We start from the raw sequence: 18,787 nt of genomic DNA on the forward strand, positions 1-18,787 counted from the left end.
AGTTACAGCACTCCCATCAGGTACACAAAGGTGAAGACGCCAATCCAGACCACGTCCAGAAAGTGCCAGAACATCGACAGGCACATCAGGCGGCGGGTGTTGGCAGGGATCAGGCCGTGTTTGCCGATCTGCACCATCAGCACCACCAGCCAGATCAGACCAAAGGTCACGTGCAGGCCGTGGGTGCCCACCAGCGTGAAGAAGGCCGACAGGAAGGCGCTGCGCTGGGGCGTGGCACCCTGGTGGATCAGGTGGGCAAACTCATAGAGTTCGAGGCCCAGGAAGCACAGGCCGAAGAAGCCGGTGACGGCCAGCCACAGCAGCGTGCCTTTCACATCCTTTTGCTGCTTGCGCAGCATGGCAAAACCGAAGGTGATGGACGACAGCAGCAGGAAGGCCGTGTTGATGGCCACCAGCGTCAGGTCAAACAGCTGCGCACCGGTGGGGCCGGCCGCATAGCTGCGGCCCAGCACGCCATAGGTGGCAAACAGGGCGGCAAAGATGAGGCAGTCGCTCATCAGGTAGAGCCAGAAGCCCAGTGCGGTGCCGTTTTCGGGATGGGGCTCGTGCGCAAGGTGGTAGTCGCGCGGGGCCAGGGCGCCTGCGGCGGCGCCAGCGTTAAGGCGGAGTTCAGACATGGCGTGCCAGTTGGAGTGTGCGGGCTTCTTCGGTGGCGGCGACTTGGGACGCCGGGATGTAGAAGTCACGCTTGTAGTTGAACGTGTGGATGATCGAAGCCAGCAGCAGCGCGGCAAACGACACGCCCGCGAGCAGCCACATGTGCCAGATCAGCGCGAAGCCAAAGACCAGCGACAAGGCCGAGATGACCGCGCCCGAGCCGGTGTTGGCAGGCATGTGGATGGGCGCAAAGCCGCCGAGCGGGCGCTTGTATCCATGCTTCTTCATGTCCCACCACGCATCGATTTCATGCACGACAGGGGTGAAGGCAAAGTTGTAGTCGGGCGGGGGCGACGAGGTGGCCCATTCGAGCGTGCGCGCATCCCACGGGTCGCCCGTGTGGTCGCGCAGCTGGTCGCGCTTGAGGTAGCTCACCACGATCTGGATCAGGAAGCAGGCGATGCCCGCAGCAATCATTGCGGCGCCGATGGCGGCGATCACGAACCAGATCTGCAGCGACGGGTCTTCAAAATGGTTGGCACGGCGCGTGACACCCATCAGGCCCAGCACATACAGCGGGCCGAACGCCACCCAGAAGCCCACCACCCACAGCCAGAAGGAGCGCACGCCCCAGGTGCGGTCGAGCTTGTAGCCAAAGGCCTTGGGATACCAGTAGTTGATGCCGGCGAACAGCCCGAACAGCACACCACCGATGATCACGTTGTGGAAGTGGGCGATCAGGAACAGGCTGTTGTGCAGCACGAAGTCGGCCGGGGGCACGGCCAGCAGCACGCCGGTCATGCCGCCAATGGCAAAGGTCACCATGAAGGCCACGGTCCACATCATGGGCAGCTCGAAGCGGATGCGGCCCTTGTACATGGTGAACAGCCAGTTGAAGATCTTCGCGCCCGTGGGGATCGAGATGATCATCGTGGTGATGCCAAAGAAGGTATTCACGCTCGCACCGGAGCCCATGGTGAAGAAGTGGTGCAGCCACACCAGGTACGACAGGATGGTGATCACCACCGTGGCGTAGACCATGGAGGTGTAGCCGAACAGCCGCTTCTTGCAGAACGTGGCCACCACTTCAGAGAAGATGCCAAAGCACGGCAGGATCAGGATGTAGACCTCGGGGTGTCCCCAGATCCAGATCAGGTTCACGTACAGCATGGCGTTGCCGCCCAGGTCGTTCGTGAAGAAGTTGGTGCCGACATAGCGGTCCAGCGACATCAGCACGAGCGCTGCCGTCAGCACCGGGAACGAGGCCACGATCAGCGCGTTGGTGCACAGGGCAGTCCAGGTGAAGACGGGCATGCGCATCAGGTTCATGCCGGGTGCGCGCATCTTGATGATGGTGACGATCAGGTTGATGCCCGAGAGCGTGGTGCCCACCCCCGCAATCTGCAGGGCCCAGATGTAGTAGTCGAGCCCCACGCCGGGGTCCTGTGCCCCCAGGTTGGACAGTGCCAGCCAGCCGGATGTGGAGAACTCGCCCAGAAACAGCGACACCATCACCAGGATCGCGCCTGCCGTGGTCATCCAGAAGCTGAAGTTGTTGAGGAACGGGAACGACACGTCGCGCGCGCCGATCTGCAGCGGCACGAGGTAGTTCATGAGGCCCGTGACCAGCGGCATCGCCACGAAGAAGATCATGATCACGCCGTGGGCGGTGAAGATCTGGTCATAGTGGTGCGGCGGCAGGTAGCCCATGTTGTCGCCAAAGGCCATGGCCTGCTGCAGGCGCATCATCACGGCGTCGGCAAAGCCGCGCAGCAGCATCACGAGGCCGAGGATCATGTACATGATGCCGATGCGCTTGTGGTCGATGCTGCAGATCCAGTCGCGCCACAGCGTGCCCCACAGGCGGAATTTGGTGATGGCGGCCATCACGGCCAGGCCACCCAGCACGGTGGCGACAAAGGTCCAGAGCACGATGGGCTCGTGCGCCATCGGTATGGAATCCCAGGTGATTCGGCCCAAGGCCCAATGGGATGCGGTATCAGGTGCGGAGGACATAAAGGTCTTTGGAAGATGCCAACACCCGCTTGGCACGGGCGCCGACATGGCAAATCAAGGGCGGGTCATTGGGCGGAGTTGGCGCGCGGTGCGTGGCGGGCTTCCAGGCTGGCCACCACCTGGGCGGCGTTCTGCGAGGTGCATACGTCCTGCGGCAGATTCAGGCCCACGGCGCGCACATAGGCGTCACCGCCGTTCTCGTCGATGGCCATCATGTGGTGCATGCACATCTTGCCGTCTTCGACACAGCGGTTCAGTACCTTGTCATACAGGCCTTCTTCCACGCTGGCAAAGCGCTGCACGGGGTCGCGCTCGCTGGGCTTGGCCAGGTCCATGTAGGCCTGGCGTGTAAGTGGCTTGCCTTCGGACTTGGTCTTGGCCACCCACTGCGCGAAGTCGCTCTCGCTCAGGCCATGGAACTTGAACGTCATGCCAGAGAAGCCAGCGCCGCTGTAGTGCGAGGACATGCCCTTGTACACGCCCGGTTGGTTGATCACGGCGTTCAGCTCGGTCTGCATGCCGGGCATCGCGTAGATCATGCCGGCGAGGTCGGGCACGTAAAACGCGTTCATCGTGGACGTGGCCGTGAGCTTGAACAGGATGGGGCGGTCCACCGGCGCAGCCAGTTCATTCACGGTGGCAATGCCCAGCTCAGGGTAGAAGAACAGCCACTTCCAGTCCATGGCCACCACCTGCACTTCCATGGGGGTGGATTGGGCGTCCAGCGGTTTGCTGGCCGAGATGCGGTCCAGCGGGCGGTAGGGGTCGAGCTTGTGGGTGCCGATCCAGGTCAGGGCGCCGAGGGCGATGACGATCAAGAGCGGCACGGTCCAGATCACCAGCTCCAGCGTGGTGGAGTGGTGCCAGTCGGGGTCGTAGTCGGCCTCGGTGTTGGCAGTGTTGTTCTGGCGGTACTTCCAGGCAAACCACAGGGTGAGGGCAATCACCGGAACGATGATGATCAGCATCAGCAGCGTGGCCTGGATGACCATGTGGCCTTGCTGGGCCGCGATGTCGCCGGCGGGGTTGAGGACGACCGCCTTGCTGCAGCCAGCCAGGCTGCCCAGGGCGGCCATGGCGGCGAGCCAGACAGGCACGCGAGGTAAAGGTAGTTTGGACATGTGACAGGCGCAACCAAGGCGTTTAAGGGTAAACGCGGATAACGAAGTGCCGTCGAATGTAATAGCCCTAGCTTTTTTGTACATTGGACATTTTGTCCAAGGTCAAAGTAATGCGCCCCACTTTGGTGCATTTCCGGTCCCTGCGGTGTTGTCCTGCACACGGCATAGTGAAACCGCACTTGTCCCAGATCAAACTTGCGTGTAGAACACAGAATGTCTTATCCAAACAACGACAAGGAGCCCTGTTCATGAGCAGCCCCGCCTCTGCCACTTACCCTGCGGCCGGCTTTGAAGAAAGCCCCGCCTCTCTCTCGCGGGCTGATACGCATGAAGACGTGACCCCCAGCGAAATTGCTGTGGGCGTGATCATCGGACGCTCGTCCGAGTATTTCGACTTCTTCGTTTTCGGGATCGCCTGCGTTCTCGTCTTCCCGTCCTTCCTCTTTCCATTCCTCTCGCGCCTGGATGGCACGCTGATGGCGTTTGCGCTGCTGGCGGTCGCTTTTGTCGTGCGCCCGGTGGGCACGGCCATTTCCATGGCCATCCAGCGGCGCTGGGGCCGGGGCACCAAGCTGACCATTGCACTATTCTTGCTGGGCGTGTGCACGGTGGGGATGGCGTTCTTGCCGGGCTACAAGGACGCGGGCCTGACTGCCGTGGTGGCGCTGCTGATCCTGCGCATTGGCCAGGGTCTGGCGCTCGGCGGTTCTTGGGACGGCCTGCCGTCGCTGCTGGCCATGTCGGCGCCCAAGGAACGGCGGGGCTGGTTTGCCATGATCGGGCAATTGGGCGCGCCTGTCGGGTTTGTGCTGGCGGCGGGTCTGTTTGCCTATCTGTACAGCAGCCTCAGCGTGCAGGAATTTCTGGCCTGGGGCTGGCGTTATCCCTTCTTCGTGGCCTTTGCCGTGAACGTGGTGGCCCTGTTTGCCCGCCTGCGCCTGGTGGTGGGGCAGTCATACGCCGAGCTGCTGCAAGAGCGTGAACTGCAGCCCGTGCCTGTGAGCCGTGTGATACGTGACGAAGGCAGCAATGTGGTACTGGGTGCTTTTGCCGCGCTGGCGAGCTTTGCGCTGTTCCACTTGGTCACGGTGTTCCCGCTGTCTTGGATCACGCTGTATTCGGACCAGCCGGTGACCCAGATTCTGGGCGTGCAGATCGTAGGCGCCTTCCTGGCAGCTGGGGCCATCATGGTGTCTGGCTGGCTGTCGGACCACCTGGGCCGCCGCAAGCTGCTGGGCGGCATGGCGGTGTTGATCGGTGTGTTCAGCTTCATGGCCCCCGTTCTGCTCAACTCGGGCGAGGTGGGCAGCACCATGTTCCTTCTACTGGGTTTTGTGCTGCTGGGCTTGTCGTATGGCCAGGCGTCGGGCACGGTCACGGCCAATTTTTCGCCCCAATACCGCTACACGGGCGCCGCTCTCTCGGCCGACCTTGCCTGGATCATTGGCGCCGCGTTTGCACCGCTGGTGGCCTTGTACCTGTCGGCCCAGTTCGGGCTGCTGGCGGTCACGGTGTATTTGCTGTCGGGCGTGGCCTGCACGCTGGGCGCGCTGAACCTGAATCGGCGCATGGAGCGCCGGGACCGGTAAGGGGCAGAGATTTGCTATTGTTTGTATAGCTGTTTGCGCTTTTCTACAAAGCGCTAGAGGCTAAAAATGCTCTAAAAAAAAGCGCCCGGTACTACCGGGCGCTTTTTTTTGTGAAGGCTCAGTCCTGTGGTCTGAAGCCAATGGTCAGTGAAGGCGGCACGCGGCCATCCACATCGCGCGGCAGGGTCTCGGTCTTGTCCAGGGCGCGGAGCACTGCGTCATCCCAGGCCTTGTTGCCGCTGGACTGCACCAGGCGTTTGCCCACGATGGTGCCATCGGGCGAAAGGCGGACTTCCACCTCGGCGCGCGGGTTGCCTGAGATCGCGTCGGGGTACACGATGTTGGGCTTGACCTTGGCTGCAACCTTGCCGCCATAGCTGCCCGACGGACCAGCGCTGCGCTGGGCTGTGCCTGTGGCGTTCTCGCCGCCCGTGGCCCCCGCCAGGCCCTGGAGGCGGCGCAGGTTGGCTTCCCGCTGTTCTGCCAGCTGTTTGGCCTCCGCGTCGGCCTTGCGCTTGGCGGCTTCGTCCGCCTTGCGCTTGTCTTCGGCCAGCTTCTTTTGCTTGTCCTGCTCGGCCTTCTTCTGCTCAGCCAGCTGCTTTTCGCGCTGTTCCTTTTCTTTTTCCTTTTCCTTTTGCAGGCGTTCCTTCTTTTCCTGCTCCAGGCGGTCGCGGCGTTCGTCTTCCTTGCGCTCACGTTCGCGCTTTTCACGTTCCAGCTGCTGCTCGCGCGCCTTCTTCTCCTGCTCCAGGCGCTTTTTTTCGCGTTCGATGGCGATGTCCGCCTCGCGCGTGTCGGGCGGCTCCACGGCGCGGGGGGGCGGTGGTGGTGGCGGAGCGGGCGGACGCACTTCCGGGGGAGCGGGTGGTGGCGGCGGGGGCTCCACGGCGCGTGGTGCGGCCTGCTGGGGCACCGCAGCCCACAGTTCGGCCTCCACCGCAGGCTGGTCGGCGCTGTTCTTCCAGTTCACGCCCCAGGTGAGCGCACCGATGAGCACGACATGCACAAGCACCGCCAGTGAAATGGCGCGCAAGCGTGCCGGGGGGCGGGGCGGGGAAAACTGGTCGCGGTCGTTGTGGGCGTGCATGGGCTTCAGAGCGGCGGGCGTGCGTTCGGTTCAACCACCCTGTTTGACGGAAAGACCCACGCGTTGCACGCCCGCCTTTTGCAAGGCATCCATGGCTTTCACCACGTTTTCGTACTGCACTCCCTTGTCGGCGCTGATGACCACGGCACTGGCGCTGTCAGCACCCTGGGCCTTCTGCCAGCGGCTGGCCGCGTCGCCGATCTCGCGCTGGTTCAGACTGCGTGTGGCTTCGGGCGTCTTGAACTGCAGCGTGCCGTCCTTGTTGACGATGACCTGGGCCACCACCTTGGGCATGTTCTTGCCTTTGCCCACGCTGGGCACATCAACAACGCCCGGCGTCAGCATGGGCGCCGTCACCATGAAGATGATGAGCAGCACCAGCATCACGTCGATGAACGGGACCATGTTGATCTCGTTGATGGTGCGGCGGCCTCGACCGCGGGATGCCATGGCGGGCATGTGGGCCTCCGTGCTCAGTGGCCCGAGGCCGTATGGCCTGCGGGTGCGGGCTGGGCGCCCAGATTGCGCTGCAGGATGTTGGAGAACTCTTCGATGAAGGTCTCCTGGTGCGTGGCCACGCGGTCGATGTCGCGGGCAAAGCGGTTGTAGGCGATCACAGCGGGGATGGCGGCAAACAGGCCGATCGCGGTGGCCACCAGGGCTTCGGCAATGCCAGGCGCCACGGTGGCCAGCGTGACCTGCTCCATGCCCGCAAAGCCGGTGAACGCGTGCATGATGCCCCACACGGTGCCAAACAGGCCTACGTACGGCGACACGGAGCCGACCGACGCCAGGAATGAAAGGCTCGATTCGACCACGTCCATCTCGCGCTGGAAGCTCGCGCGCATGGCGCGGCGTGCGCCGTCGAGCAGGGTGCCGGGGTCCACGATGCGGCGCTCACGCAGCTTCTGGTATTCACGCATGCCGCTGGCAAAAATACGTTCCATGGGACCGGCCTGCTTGGCGTTTTGTGCGGCACTGGCGTACAGGTCGTTCAGGCTGGTGCCCGACCAGAACTCGCGCTCGAAATCCTCATTGAGCGCTTTCACGCGCTTGAGCGAAAACAGCTTTCGGAAGATGGCTGCCCAACTGGCGACGGAGACGCCCAGCAACAGCAGCATCACGAGTTGCACCACCCAGCTGGCGTGCAGCACCAGGGTGATGATGGACATGTCTTGGGAGTTCATGGTGAGAGTTGTTCCAGCAGGGTGTTCGGAATTCTTGCGGGGCGCATGGTGGCAGCATCAACCCATCCGATGCGGATGGTGCCTTCGCTCAGCAACAACGGGGCTTGTTCGGTCATCTGCTCTGGTTTCAGGAGCGCGCGCTGCACTATTGTCAACGATGCGCGGCCCGAGGCCTGCAGGGCGGCGGTAACAATCAGTTCATCGTCCAGCCGTGCAGGCCGGTGGTAGCGAAGCTGGGCATCGGTTACGACAAACATGCCCCCGGTTTGTTCCCGCAATCGCTGCTGACCCACGCCCAGCGACCGCAGCCATTCGGTGCGAGCGCGCTCGAAGAATTTTAGGTAGTTGGCATAGAACACGATGCCGCCGGCATCGGTGTCCTCCCAATACACGCGGATGGGGAACTCGAATGCCATCGCGCGTTACCCCAGCACGCTGCGCAGCCGCGCCACAGACTCTTGGAGTTGCGCCATGGAGTTGGCGGTGGAAAAGCGCACAAAACGTTCTGGCTCGGCCGTGCCGAAGTCACGCCCTGGCGTCACGGCGATGTGCGCACGGCGCATCAGCTCAAAAGCAAAGTCCCAGCTGCCGCTGACACCCAGGCGCTCGGCGGCCTGCGTGCAGTCCGCCCAGGCGTAGAAGGCACCGTCGGGCATCACCGGCACCGAAAGGCCCATGGACTGCAGGGCGGGGATAAAGAAGTCGCGCCGGGCCTTGAACTCGGCGCGGCGGCGTTCGTATTCAGCAATGCTCTCTGCCTCGAAGCAGGCCAGCGCCGCGTGTTGCGACACGGTGCTGGCGCAGATGAACAGGTTCTGCGCCAGGCGCTCGACCACCGGCACCATGGCTTCCGGCACCACCATCCAGCCCAGGCGCCAGCCGGTCATATTGAAGTATTTGCTGAAGCTGTTGATGCTGATGATGTTGTCGTCGATGGCCAGTGCGGTGTGGCCAAACTCTTCCTCGTACGACAGGCCCAGGTAGATCTCGTCGATCATCGTGATGCCGTCATGCGCACGCACCACGTCGTGGATTCGGCGCAGCTCACCGGGCGCGATGGAAGTGCCGGTGGGGTTGGATGGCGATGCGAGCAGCACACCCCGCGTCTTGTCCGTCCAGGCCGCACGCACCTTGTCGGCGCTCAGCTGGTAGCGCTCGGCCGCCGTGGTGGGCAGCAGCACGGCCTTGCCTTCTGCAGCGCTCACGAAGTGGCGGTTGCAGGGGTAGCTCGGGTCGGGCATCAGGATCTCGTCGCCCGACTCGATCAGCGCTAGGCACGCCAGCTGCAGCGCGGCCGAAGCACCGGCCGTGACCACGATGCGGCGTGCAGGCACATTGACGCCAAAGCGGCTCTGGTACCAGCCGCTGATGCGCTCGCGCAGCGCATCCAGCCCCAGCGCATTGGTGTACTGCGTGGCGCCGCTGTGCACGGCGCGCGCGGCGGCCTCTTGCACCAGGGGCGGCGCGGTGAAGTCCGGCTCGCCAATGTTCAGGAAGATCATCGGCTCGCGCGTGCCCGCCACCTCGCGGGCCAGGGCCTGCGCGGCCTTGGCGACCTCCATCACATAGAACGGTTCGATGCGCTCAGCGCGCGTGGAAAACTTCATGGGAAGGTGTCCTGCCCGTGCGGGTCGGGTGTTACTCGGAAACTCAAGAAAGAAGGCCCCGTGCGTGGCAGTGGGCTGCACGCGCGGGAGCCTTTCGGCGGGGCGCTCAGGCTTCGCCGACGGGCGCGCCAGGCATTGCGCCCGGAGCCTTGTCGGCCGCCACTTCCAGCGCACGCAGCTTGGGGGCCAGGCCGTTGAGCACGGCATTCACGTACTTGTGGCCGTCGGTGCCGCCAAACTCTTTGGCAAGCTCAATGCACTCGTTCAGCACCACACGCCACGGCACGTCCAGGCAGTGCTGAAACTCGTACACGCCGATCCACATCACGGCATGCTCGATGGGCGAGATCTCGGCCATCTTGCGGTCCAGCAGCGGGGTGATCAGCGCGTCCAGGTCGGCGGCGGTGTTGATGCAGCCGTGCAGCAGTGCGTCGTAGTGCACCGAATCGGCCTTGTGAAAGCCCGCCAGGTCGCGGGTGAACGCGTCGATGGCGTGCGCATCGTTCCCGCCCACCAGGTGCTGGTACAGCGCCTGCAGCGCGAATTCGCGCGCACGGCTGCGGTTGGACTTGGAGGCTGCCTTGCGCGTGCCCGTGCTCTTGAGCCCGGTGCGGGCCTGCTTGGGCGGGCGTGCCGAGGACGGCGTGGGGGTGTTTTCGCTCATGACAGCTCGTCCAGCAGGTTGGCCATTTCCACCGCAACGCGGGCGGCATCGGTGCCTTTTTCGGTCTGGCGGGCGATGGCCTGCTCGACGTTTTCGGTGGTGATGATGGCGTTGGCAATCGGGATCTGGTAGTCCAGCGACAGGCGCGTGACGCCCGCGCCGGATTCGTTGGCCACCAGTTCGAAGTGGTAGGTCTCGCCACGGATGATGCAGCCCAGCGCAATCAGCGCGTCGAATTCATCGCTTTCGGCCATGGCCTGCAAGGCCACGGGCACCTCCAGCGCGCCGGGCACCAGCACGTGCTTGATGTTTTTCTCTTGCACACCCAGCGCGAGCAACTCGGCGCGGCAGGCGGCCGCCAGCGTGTTGGTGATGCTCTCGTTGAAGCGGGCCTGCACGATGCCGATGTGCAATTTCTTGCCGTCCAGCTTGTCCGCTGTTCCTTTGTCTGCGCCAAACATAGTTAGAGTGGGTTATGCACTTTTACGTGCTCGCGAAAGCCGGGGAAAGGCCCGGCAACTAGGCGCAGGACGCGCCGCGGTATGGATACCGCAAGCGTTCTGCAACAACGTGGCCGGGCCTTTCCCCGGCTTTCCCAAAGGGTTGGCCCCAGGGGCCGGCGCTCGCGGCGTTGCAGCGCTTGCCAAGGCCCCGGCCTTGGCTGCGCACTGCGCCTTGCGATCACCAGCCCCTAGGGCCAACGCGAGTACGTAAAAGTGCATAACCCACTCTATTATTCCTTGGGGATGAAGCCGGTGATTTCGAGGCCGTAGCCGGCCATGCTGGGCATGCGGCGGGGCTGACCCATCAGAGCCATCTTGTGCACGCCACATTCGCGCAGGATCTGCGCGCCCACGCCATAGGTGCGCAGGTCCATGCGGCCGCGTTCAGGCGCTTGGGCTGCGCGGGCGGTGCCTTCAAACTGCGCCAGCAGCTGGGCGGCGCTTTCACCGCAGTTCAGCAGCACGGCCACGCCCTTGCCTTGCTTGACGAGGTATTGCAGGCTGGTATCGAGGCCCCACGAGTGCATGGAGCGGTTGACCTCCAGCGCGTCGAACACCGACAGCGGCTCGTGCACGCGCACAGGCACCACGTCGTCGGCGCTCCACTGGCCCTTGACCAGCGCCAGGTGCACGGCCTGGCTGGGTTTGTCGCGGAAAGCGTGGGCGGTAAATTCGCCGTAGGCGGTCTGCAGCGTGCGCGTGCCGACCTTTTCGACCAGCGACTCGTTGCGGCTGCGGTATTCGATGAGGTCGGCAATGGTGCCGATCTTCAGGCCGTGCTCGGCCGCAAACAGCTGCAGGTCGGGCAGGCGGGCCATGGTGCCGTCGTCCTTCATGATCTCGCAGATCACCGATGCGGGGCTGCAGCCTGCCATGGCGGCCAGGTCGCAACCGGCTTCGGTATGGCCTGCGCGCATGAGCACGCCGCCGTCCACCGCCTGCAGCGGGAAGATGTGGCCGGGTTGGACCAGGTCGGTGGGCTTGGAGTTGCGGTCCACCGCCACCTGCACGGTGCGGGCACGGTCGGCCGCCGAGATGCCGGTGGTCACACCCTCGGCCGCCTCGATGGAGACGGTGAACGCCGTGCTGTACACCGTGCCATTGCGCGCGGCCATGGGTGGCAGCTTGAGGAACTCGCAGCGCTCACGGCTCAATGTCAGGCAGATCAGGCCCCGGCCGAAGCGGGCCATGAAGTTGATGGCCTCGGGCGTCACGTGGTCGGCGGCCAGGACGAGGTCGCCTTCGTTTTCGCGGTCTTCTTCATCCACCAGGATGACGATGCGCCCGGCGCGCATCTCGGCCACGATGTCCTCGACGGGGGAGATCGGCACGGGGGTGAGGGGGGAGGTCATGGAAGGGCGGGCTTTCGGTGGGCCGCGCGGGTGGCGCGCACCGCACGCTGTCCGGCCACGACCCGGGCGGGTCGATTCCAAAGAGCGGGCAGTGCGGGGCTGGCCGCACGGTGCGGGAGCGCTCTGCGCCCCGAAAGCCGAGATTTTAGTTCACTTGGGGCGCGGCCAAAGCGGATCACGCAGTCGAGCGGCCGCCGCCATGCCGGGCCAGCGCGCCGGCCACGATCAAGCCGACCAGCAGCATCAGGGACAGCATCTTGACGCCGCTGGCCACCGTCAGCACTGTGGGCCAGTGGGCGAGGTGCATGTGCAGCGTGGCAAAGTTTTCCACGAGGTCCGACACCACGAGCGTGCCCATCGCCCAGTGTGCATGGCGCGAAATGCCACCCAGGGCCCGGCCCTGCGGCACGGCCCGCGCGACCAACCGCCGTACGGCCCACGCCACCGGGTAGGCCAGCCACAGGGTGTAGCAGGCGAGCAGGGCCCAATCCAAGGCGATGACGCGGCGCACGCCCTCGGCGTTGCACATCACCTCCCAGCTGGCATGCCAGTGGGCCGACAGCTGAAAGCCCGTGGGCAGGATCTGCAGCCACAACGGCGCGGTATCCAGGTCGCAGGCGCGGTAGCCAGCGAGGGTGGTGATGGCGTACAGCACGGCCGTGGCGGCTGCCAGCGCTATGCCCATCCAGCGCCAGGGTTGCGTGCGCGGCACGGTGCTCGCGGGCACGGCGCCGTCCACCGGGCGGGCCGTGGGGTCGATGAAGTCGCTGGTCTCACGGTCACGGGCGTTCAGGCCGGTCCAGACCCAGTAGGGGCAGTCATACGCCTGGTCGTGCATGGCGGTGAGCGGGTCGCCGGGCTGCAGCCGGCTCTTGTCCACCCGCAAGCCCTGGGCAGCGGCTTCGTCCACCATCCAGGCCAGCGTGATGTTGGACAGCCCGTCGCGCGCGTACGAGCCGCCCACGTCGCTGTGCACGCCGCGGAACCAGCGCTGGTCGTAGCTGCGCCAGGGCTGCTCCTCGGCGGTGAAGTGCGGGTCTTCGTAGCGGCGGGGCGTGTACTTGCTGCGCGATTCATACAGCGACATGGCATGGCGCACGTGGGCAAAGCGCTTGCAGTCGAAGTCGGTGGAGTTGCTGATCTTGATGCTGCCCAGTCCGCCCAGGCCGATGGCCTCCACCGTGTCCCACACGCCCACGAAGTGCACCAGCGGCGTGCGGCCCAGCGAGAAGTTGTTGATCACGTCCTCCGCAAATTTCTCCCGGTCTTTGGTGCCAGCCTGGTTTTTGTGGCCGCGCGGCGCAAAGTAGGTGCGCACCAGCGTTTCGATGAGCGGCAGCCCCTCGGTGTGGATCAGGCCGTACATGTTGATCATCCCGGCCACCGACCGCGCCGTGAATGCGCCGCGCGAGAAGCCGAACAGGTAGATCCGGTCGCCCCGCTGGTACGTATTGACGAGGAACCGGTAGGCCTCTGCGATGTTGGGGAACACGCCGTTGCCCAGTGCCAGACCTGCCAGTTGCCGCAGCTGGTTCTTGGCCTCGGACACGATGCCGTCCGCCGGGAACTCGTTGGTGGTGCCCACGCCGGGGTCGTAGTAAACGAGCTGGGTGGGCTCCTTGCCCGATGGGTCGTGGCCCTTGCCGAGCATGCGCAGCAGTTTGACCACGTTGGTGTCCTGCTGGTTGCCCAGAATGTTGCCGGTGCCGTCGAACAGCAGCACCAGGTTGCGGCCGGGCTTTTCGGCCCATTGCGCGTCCGCCGCGATGCACTGGGTCAGGATGTCCTCGCGGGTGGGGGGACGGTAGGCGGCGCGCGGTGGATTCGTGGCTACTGCGGCCGGTGTGGCAAATGCGTTCATGAAGTCCCCCCTCGCTCTGCAACCAATCATGACTGACGCAAACAGTGCTCAGGCAAGCGACACGCCCACGGCAAAGCCGGTTGCTGCATCCCGATTGGCGTAAGTCCTCAATGTATGTGCCGCAGATTCTGGGTGACTACTGCCGGGCATGGCAAGCAGGAAAGCGCCATTCGGGGGGGGCGAGCCGGGGCAGGGGGCAGGCCCCTTCAGCCAACGTCAGATGCTTTGCGCTTGCAACCGCACGTCGCTTGCCGGGTAGGCCACGCAGGGCAGCACGCAGCCCTCGGCCTTTTCTTCGGCAGACAGGCCGGGCCATTCGATGGCATAACGCACTTCGCCTTCGATCAGCATGCCGAGGCAGGTGCGGCAGGTGCCGTTGCGGCAGGAGCTGGGCCAGTCGATGCCGCCTTGCTCCAGCGACAACAGCAGGGGCTGCTCGGGCCAGGCGTCGCATTGCTGGCCGTCGGGCTCGACCTTGGCGGTGAAAAACGGGGCTGCGGTGGGTGTGTTCATGGGGTGCGTTTCTTCAAGCGTTGCGGGAGGCGTGTGTCCAAACCAGCAGCAGGTTGTTGGCGGGCATCGCATGCCGTGCGGCCAGTTGCAGGTCGGCCTGGGCGGCGACGGCGGCCACGTCTTCGATGCGGCGGATGCCCCAGTCGCCGTCTTGTGCGCGCAGGCTGGCGTCGAAAGACAGGTTGCCAGGCGCGGTGGGCACGCCATCTTCCAGATACGGGCCGTAGGTGACGAGGTGGCCGCCCGGCGTCAGGTGGCGGGCGGCGCCTTGCATCAGCCCCGTGCAGCAGGCCCAGGGCGCGATGTGCAGCATGTTGGCGCAGTAGACCAGGTCGAACGACGCGGCGCCGAACGCCGGGCCTTCGCTGGGCCAGCGGTCATGCAGCACGTCCAGCCGCTGTGGCGCCCGCACGTTGCGGGCACCTGCCTGCTCGGCCCAGGCGGTGATCGATGCGAAGTGGGTGTTGTGCAGGTCTGTGGGCTGCCAGGTCCAGCCGGGCAGGGCGGTTGCAAAGTGCGCGGCGTGCTGGCCGGTGCCGCTGGCAATCTCCAGCGCGGCGCCGGTAGGTGGCAACAGGGCCAGCAGCTTCGCCAGGATGGGGCCCTGGTTGCGTTCGGCGGCGGGGCTGTGCTGGAGGGGGGCGGTGGTCACTAAATATTCTGGTATTTTTAGCCTCTAGTGCTTATCTGGTAAGCGCTATTAGCTATGAAATAAAGAGCGCTTCGAAGAATGCCGACGGGGACTGTACCCCAGATGCTTTGTCCAGGCTGCGCTGCCTGTTTTTTAAGCGGCATAAGAAGTTTCCTTGTAAATCAATGACTTAAAACTGTCATACAAGGCTTGTTCAGAGTTATCCACAAGATTGTCCAGTCCGGGAAGGGATAACCGGGGGTTTTGGGGGCCGTTTGAGGGCGTTGGCGGCGGGGGCGGATCGGGTTTTGTAATTGCCTGTTTTTTGAGCGTCACAAGGATATTCCTTGTAAATCAATCACTTAAAGCGTCCATACAAGGCTTATCCAAGGTTATCCACACCATTGTCCAGTGCAGAACGGGATAACCATCGCCATGGTGTTCTGCGTTGCCTAAAAATGAGGCAGTGCAGGGTGGTTCTTTACAAATCAAGCACTTGGCGTTGTCATACAGGGCTTGTCAAAACTTATCCACATGATTGTCCAGTGCTGACAGGGATAACCCGCAGGTGGTGGGCTGCGGGGTGTTCAGGGGGTGACCTTCACGCCCTTCCAGAACGCCACGCGGCCTTTGATTTCTTCGGCTTCGGGCTTGGGGTCCGCGTAGAACCAGGCGGCGTCGGTGTTCATTTCGCCGTTGACCAGCAGCGACAGGTAGCTGGCCTGGCCCTTCCAGGCGCAGGTGGTCTTGTGGTTGCTGAAGGTGAAGTAGTCGCGGTGGAGCGCGCTTTCGGGGAAGTAGTGGTTGCCCTCCACCACCACGGTGTCGTCGCTTTCGGCGACTACTACGCCGTTCCAGACTGCTTTCATGGGGAATCCTTGGTAAAAATGGCCGCTGGCGCTCGATTTATTAGCGCTGGTAGCTATGAAATTGTGAGTAATGGGGTGCCGCTGCAGCAGCAAGCCCCCGGAACGGGATTGCGAGGCCGATTATTCCCAATGCGCCGCAGCTGTGCACGGGCTTCTGCGAACGCAGGGTTTTAGACGGATATGCCTTCATTTATTCAGTCGCCTGCGCAACCGGCGGCCAGCGCCGCGTGGCTTACAGTGCAGCGCGCGGTGCCCGCACATTGGGGCTGGGCGCCAGAGGCGGTTTAGAGAGATGTGTTTCGCTTCTATTCCACTGATTGATGGACCAACCAAGACAACAGGACAGGAGAACCTTCACCATGGGTATTGATTTCAAAGGCCGTGTGGCCATCGTGACGGGCGCAGGCGGTGGCCTGGGCCGCCAGCATGCATTGGCTTTGGCAGCGCGCGGCGCCAAGGTGCTGGTCAACGATCTGGGCGGCGCGGTGGACGGCAGCGGCGGTACCGTGAGTGCTGCGCAGGCCGTGGTCGATGAGATCCGTGCTGCGGGCGGTGAGGCGCTGGCCAACGGCGCATCCGTCACTGACTTGGCCGCAGTCGAGGCCATGGTGCAGCAGGCCATTGATGCCTGGGGCAGGGTGGATGTGCTGGTCAACAACGCGGGCATCCTGCGCGACAAGTCATTTTCCAAGATGAGCATGGACGACTTCCGCCTGGTGGTGGATGTGCACCTGATGGGCGCCGCCAACTGCTGCAAGGCCGTGTGGCCGCACATGGTGGCCCAGCAATATGGCCGCATCGTGATGACCACGTCGTCCACCGGCCTGTACGGCAACTTCGGCCAGGCCAACTACGGTGCGGCCAAGCTGGCCCAGGTGGGGCTGATGCAGACCCTGGCCATCGAGGGCGCCAAGTACAACATCCACGTGAACGCCCTGGCCCCCACGGCCGCCACGCGCATGACCGAGGGCCTGATGCCCCAGGAAGTGCTGGACGCCCTGAAGCCCGAGGCCGTGGTGCCCGCCATGCTGGTGCTGGCGCACGAAAGCGCGCCCACGCGCACCATTCTGTGTGCGGGCGCGGGCACGTTCGAGGCCGCCCACATCACCCTGACGCAGGGCGTTCATCTGGGCATTGGCGCCGATGTGCCCGAGCAACTGGCGGCCCACCTGGCCCAGGTGACGGACCGTGCCGGCGAGCAAGTACCACAAAGTGGCGCAGCCCAAGGAACCAACGAAGTTGGAAAGGCCTTGGCCACAAGGGCTTGATTTCCCCAGAGGCGGGCCAGCGCTCAACGTGCTAAGTTCCGGGCCGACAGAAGTTGGATCGGTATAAACATATGAGCACACTGCACGAGAGACTGGCCGCCTACCCGGCGGACGCCCTGGGGGGGATTCGCCGCGGCATCGAAAAGGAAGGGCTGCGCGTGCTGCCCACCGGCGGCCTGGCCCTCACACCCCACCCGCTGGCGCTGGGCTCGGCCCTCACACATCCCCTGATCACCACGGACTACAGCGAGTCGCAGCTGGAGCTGATCACCGGCGCCCACAAGGGCGTGCAGCAGTGCCTGGATGAGCTGACCGAGGTGCATCAGTTTGTGCACCACACCCTCAAGGACAGCGGCGGCGAGCTACTGTGGGCCTCCAGCATGCCCTGCGGCCTGCCCACCGACGAGACGATTCCGATTGGCCGCTACGGCAGCTCCAATGTGGGCCGCGCCAAGAGCGTGTACCGCATGGGCCTGGGCCACCGCTATGGCCGCCGCATGCAGACCATCTCGGGCATTCACTACAACTGGTCGCTCCCGGGCGTGGACAGCGAGCAGTATTTCGCTCTCATCCGCAACTTCCGCCGCCACGCGTTTGTGCTGCTGTACCTGTTCGGCGCGTCGCCCGCCTTGTGCCCCTGTTTTGTGGAAGGGCGCGAGCACCGACTGGAGCGCATGGAGGGCGGCAGCGCGCTGTACCTGCCCCACGCCACGTCGCTGCGCATGGGCCGCCTGGGCTACCAGAGCGACGCGCAGGCCACGCTGGCCGTGAGCTACAACGGCCTGACGGGCTACGCCAACTCGCTCCACGAGGCGTTGACCAAGCCGTACCCCGCCTACGAAACCGTCGGCGTGCGCAACCCCGGTGGCGACTACAACCAGCTGGGCACCAGCCTGCTGCAGATCGAAAATGAGTTCTACGGCACCATCCGCCCCAAGCGCACCGTGCGCACCGGTGAGCGCCCGCTGCACGCGCTGCGCGAGCGGGGTGTGGAATACGTGGAAGTGCGCCTGATGGACCTGGACCCATTCGTGCCCGTGGGCATCACCGCGCCCACCATGCGCCTGCTGGATGTGTTCCTGCTGCACTGCCTGCTGTCCGACAGCCCGCCCGACACACCGGCCGAAATTGCCGAACTCAAGCAGAACCAGCACCTCACCGCAGAGCGTGGCCGCGAGCCCGGTTTGCACCTGTCGCGCAACGGCCAGAGCGTGCCGCTGACCGAATGGGGTGCCGAGGTACTGGCCGCCTGCGAGCCGCTGGCTGCCGCGCTGGATGCCACCCATGGCACCGACGACTACAGCACCGCGCTGCGCGATGCCCGCGCGCTGATGGCTGCGCCCGAGCGCACACCATCGGCCCGCGTTCTCGACAGCATCGTGCAGAGTCACCACAACAGCTTTGAATCCTTTGCCCGCCAGCAGTCCATCGCTGCGCGCGACGCGTTGCTGGGCCTGCCGTGGACGCCTGAACAGCAGGCGCGCTACCTGGCGATGGCAGATGAATCGATTGCCGCGCAGAAAGCCATCGAGGCGGCAGACACGCTGCCGTTTGAAGAATGGCGCGAGCAGTACATGGCGGTGAAGGAGCTCGGGTGATGGGGCGCGCAGGCGTCAGGAAACTCCTGATTTGATAGCTGCTTGCGCTTATTCATCAAGCGCTAGAGGCTGTTTAGACGCTAATTTCAGCCTTGCAGCTGCAGCAGCGCCTCTTGCCGCCAGTATTCGGCCGCGTCCAGAAACCCCTCCCATACGCAGCCATTGCACCCGCGCCCACAGCAGGTCGTTGGCTCGGGCGGCGGGGTGCGCAGCGCAATGCCCATGTCTGCAGCGCATTGCTGCAGCGACTGGAACATCTGCTGCGCGGTCGCGCCGTCTACAGCGCGGGCCGGGGTTGCCATG

The 18,787-nt window shown here is 64.4% G+C and carries 19 protein-coding genes; 3 read left to right on the forward strand and 16 right to left on the reverse strand.

All coding sequences use genetic code 11. The features are described 5' to 3' along the window. Positions 1-2: 2 nt before the first annotated feature. The 3 genes from cyoC to cyoA form a co-directional block, all read right to left on the reverse strand. The gene (cyoC, locus tag ACT89O_RS08365; RefSeq protein WP_055402914.1) at positions 3-638 is read right to left on the reverse strand and encodes a cytochrome o ubiquinol oxidase subunit III; all 636 of its coding nucleotides are present in this window, start codon (positions 636-638) and stop codon (positions 3-5) included. Further along, the gene (gene cyoB / locus ACT89O_RS08370; RefSeq protein WP_055402916.1) at positions 631-2,634 is read right to left on the reverse strand and encodes a cytochrome o ubiquinol oxidase subunit I; all 2,004 of its coding nucleotides are present in this window, start codon (positions 2,632-2,634) and stop codon (positions 631-633) included. Before cyoB ends, cyoC begins: the two co-directional genes overlap by 8 nt. A 65-nt stretch (positions 2,635-2,699) precedes the next feature. Next, positions 2,700-3,755: a ubiquinol oxidase subunit II gene (gene cyoA, locus ACT89O_RS08375; RefSeq protein ID WP_121419466.1), complete on the reverse strand. Its 1,056-nt coding sequence runs from the start codon at positions 3,753-3,755 to the stop codon at positions 2,700-2,702. A gap of 248 nt (positions 3,756-4,003) precedes the next feature. Here cyoA and ACT89O_RS08380 point away from each other — a divergent pair, with 248 nt between their 5' ends. Beyond that, a complete protein-coding gene (locus ACT89O_RS08380; protein WP_055402920.1) occupies positions 4,004-5,344 on the forward strand; it encodes an MFS transporter in 1,341 nt (446 codons plus the stop codon). A 118-nt stretch (positions 5,345-5,462) separates the two neighbouring features. Here ACT89O_RS08380 and tolA read toward each other — a convergent pair whose 3' ends face one another. From tolA to ACT89O_RS08440, 12 genes are all read right to left on the reverse strand, one after another. Next, positions 5,463-6,431, reverse strand: coding sequence for a cell envelope integrity protein TolA (gene tolA / locus ACT89O_RS08385; RefSeq protein WP_121419467.1), 969 nt, complete (start codon positions 6,429-6,431; stop codon positions 5,463-5,465). Between the two features lie 30 nt (positions 6,432-6,461). Continuing rightward, positions 6,462-6,890: an ExbD/TolR family protein gene (locus ACT89O_RS08390; RefSeq protein ID WP_055398910.1), complete on the reverse strand. Its 429-nt coding sequence runs from the start codon at positions 6,888-6,890 to the stop codon at positions 6,462-6,464. Positions 6,891-6,904: 14 nt separating this feature from the next. Continuing rightward, entirely contained in the window at positions 6,905-7,618 is a 714-nt protein-coding gene (tolQ, locus tag ACT89O_RS08395; RefSeq protein ID WP_055398908.1) for a protein TolQ, read from the reverse strand. Continuing rightward, positions 7,615-8,034: a tol-pal system-associated acyl-CoA thioesterase gene (gene ybgC, locus ACT89O_RS08400; RefSeq protein ID WP_121419468.1), complete on the reverse strand. Its 420-nt coding sequence runs from the start codon at positions 8,032-8,034 to the stop codon at positions 7,615-7,617. The genes tolQ and ybgC overlap by 4 nt, the downstream gene beginning before the upstream one ends. Positions 8,035-8,040: 6 nt before the next feature. Further along, positions 8,041-9,225: a pyridoxal phosphate-dependent aminotransferase gene (locus ACT89O_RS08405; RefSeq protein WP_487262327.1), complete on the reverse strand. Its 1,185-nt coding sequence runs from the start codon at positions 9,223-9,225 to the stop codon at positions 8,041-8,043. A gap of 106 nt (positions 9,226-9,331) precedes the next feature. Then, positions 9,332-9,889: a transcription antitermination factor NusB gene (gene nusB / locus ACT89O_RS08410; protein ID WP_487262328.1), complete on the reverse strand. Its 558-nt coding sequence runs from the start codon at positions 9,887-9,889 to the stop codon at positions 9,332-9,334. After that, on the reverse strand, positions 9,886-10,350 hold the full coding sequence (gene ribH / locus ACT89O_RS08415; RefSeq protein WP_121419471.1) for a 6,7-dimethyl-8-ribityllumazine synthase: 465 nt from the start codon (positions 10,348-10,350) through the stop codon (positions 9,886-9,888). Before ribH ends, nusB begins: the two co-directional genes overlap by 4 nt. A gap of 272 nt (positions 10,351-10,622) precedes the next feature. Further along, the gene (gene ribBA, locus ACT89O_RS08420; protein ID WP_055398900.1) at positions 10,623-11,744 is read right to left on the reverse strand and encodes a bifunctional 3,4-dihydroxy-2-butanone-4-phosphate synthase/GTP cyclohydrolase II; all 1,122 of its coding nucleotides are present in this window, start codon (positions 11,742-11,744) and stop codon (positions 10,623-10,625) included. Positions 11,745-11,919: 175 nt separating this feature from the next. Then, positions 11,920-13,605, reverse strand: coding sequence for a T6SS phospholipase effector Tle1-like catalytic domain-containing protein (locus ACT89O_RS08425; protein WP_487262329.1), 1,686 nt, complete (start codon positions 13,603-13,605; stop codon positions 11,920-11,922). Between the two features lie 216 nt (positions 13,606-13,821). Beyond that, positions 13,822-14,118 (reverse strand): 2Fe-2S iron-sulfur cluster-binding protein, encoded by a 297-nt coding sequence (locus ACT89O_RS08430; RefSeq protein ID WP_487262330.1) that lies wholly within the window; start codon positions 14,116-14,118, stop codon positions 13,822-13,824. 13 nt (positions 14,119-14,131) lie between these two features. Next, positions 14,132-14,770 carry a DUF938 domain-containing protein gene (locus ACT89O_RS08435; protein WP_426307107.1) on the reverse strand — a complete coding sequence of 213 codons (639 nt, stop codon included), beginning with the start codon at positions 14,768-14,770 and terminating at the stop codon, positions 14,132-14,134. Between the two features lie 566 nt (positions 14,771-15,336). After that, on the reverse strand, positions 15,337-15,618 hold the full coding sequence (locus ACT89O_RS08440) for a DUF427 domain-containing protein (protein WP_055398894.1): 282 nt from the start codon (positions 15,616-15,618) through the stop codon (positions 15,337-15,339). A gap of 359 nt (positions 15,619-15,977) precedes the next feature. On the opposite strand from ACT89O_RS08440, the gene ACT89O_RS08445 reads away from it, so the two are divergent. After that, on the forward strand, positions 15,978-16,886 hold the full coding sequence (locus ACT89O_RS08445) for an SDR family oxidoreductase (RefSeq protein WP_487262331.1): 909 nt from the start codon (positions 15,978-15,980) through the stop codon (positions 16,884-16,886). A 71-nt stretch (positions 16,887-16,957) separates the two neighbouring features. Next, positions 16,958-18,484: a glutamate--cysteine ligase gene (gene gshA, locus ACT89O_RS08450; protein ID WP_431152398.1), complete on the forward strand. Its 1,527-nt coding sequence runs from the start codon at positions 16,958-16,960 to the stop codon at positions 18,482-18,484. An 86-nt stretch (positions 18,485-18,570) separates the two neighbouring features. Here the strand turns inward: gshA and ACT89O_RS08455 are convergent, their stop codons facing one another. Then, positions 18,571-18,786, reverse strand: coding sequence for an oxidoreductase-like domain-containing protein (locus ACT89O_RS08455; protein ID WP_487262831.1), 216 nt, complete (start codon positions 18,784-18,786; stop codon positions 18,571-18,573). Position 18,787 lies beyond the last annotated feature (1 nt).

This window comes from Acidovorax sp. NN32 (assembly GCF_057597245.1).

Bases quoted from the DNA above. Each gene is read 5' to 3' on its own strand.
- ACT89O_RS08390 (WP_055398910.1), bottom strand. From the start codon at position 6,890: ATGCCCGCCATGGCATCCCGCGGTCGAGGCCGCCGCACCATCAACGAG.
- ACT89O_RS08455 (WP_487262831.1), bottom strand. From the start codon at position 18,786: ATGGCAACCCCGGCCCGCGCTGTAGACGGCGCGACCGCGCAGCAGATG.
- ybgC (WP_121419468.1), bottom strand. From the start codon at position 8,034: ATGGCATTCGAGTTCCCCATCCGCGTGTATTGGGAGGACACCGATGCC.
- nusB (WP_487262328.1), bottom strand. From the start codon at position 9,889: ATGAGCGAAAACACCCCCACGCCGTCCTCGGCACGCCCGCCCAAGCAG.
- ACT89O_RS08425 (WP_487262329.1), bottom strand. From the start codon at position 13,605: ATGAACGCATTTGCCACACCGGCCGCAGTAGCCACGAATCCACCGCGC.
- ribBA (WP_055398900.1), bottom strand. From the start codon at position 11,744: ATGACCTCCCCCCTCACCCCCGTGCCGATCTCCCCCGTCGAGGACATC.
- tolQ (WP_055398908.1), bottom strand. From the start codon at position 7,618: ATGAACTCCCAAGACATGTCCATCATCACCCTGGTGCTGCACGCCAGC.
- cyoA (WP_121419466.1), bottom strand. From the start codon at position 3,755: ATGTCCAAACTACCTTTACCTCGCGTGCCTGTCTGGCTCGCCGCCATG.
- gshA (WP_431152398.1), top strand. From the start codon at position 16,958: ATGAGCACACTGCACGAGAGACTGGCCGCCTACCCGGCGGACGCCCTG.
- cyoB (WP_055402916.1), bottom strand. From the start codon at position 2,634: ATGTCCTCCGCACCTGATACCGCATCCCATTGGGCCTTGGGCCGAATC.
- ACT89O_RS08430 (WP_487262330.1), bottom strand. From the start codon at position 14,118: ATGAACACACCCACCGCAGCCCCGTTTTTCACCGCCAAGGTCGAGCCC.
- ACT89O_RS08445 (WP_487262331.1), top strand. From the start codon at position 15,978: ATGGGTATTGATTTCAAAGGCCGTGTGGCCATCGTGACGGGCGCAGGC.
- tolA (WP_121419467.1), bottom strand. From the start codon at position 6,431: ATGCACGCCCACAACGACCGCGACCAGTTTTCCCCGCCCCGCCCCCCG.
- ACT89O_RS08380 (WP_055402920.1), top strand. From the start codon at position 4,004: ATGAGCAGCCCCGCCTCTGCCACTTACCCTGCGGCCGGCTTTGAAGAA.
- ACT89O_RS08440 (WP_055398894.1), bottom strand. From the start codon at position 15,618: ATGAAAGCAGTCTGGAACGGCGTAGTAGTCGCCGAAAGCGACGACACC.
- cyoC (WP_055402914.1), bottom strand. From the start codon at position 638: ATGTCTGAACTCCGCCTTAACGCTGGCGCCGCCGCAGGCGCCCTGGCC.
- ACT89O_RS08405 (WP_487262327.1), bottom strand. From the start codon at position 9,225: ATGAAGTTTTCCACGCGCGCTGAGCGCATCGAACCGTTCTATGTGATG.
- ribH (WP_121419471.1), bottom strand. From the start codon at position 10,350: ATGTTTGGCGCAGACAAAGGAACAGCGGACAAGCTGGACGGCAAGAAA.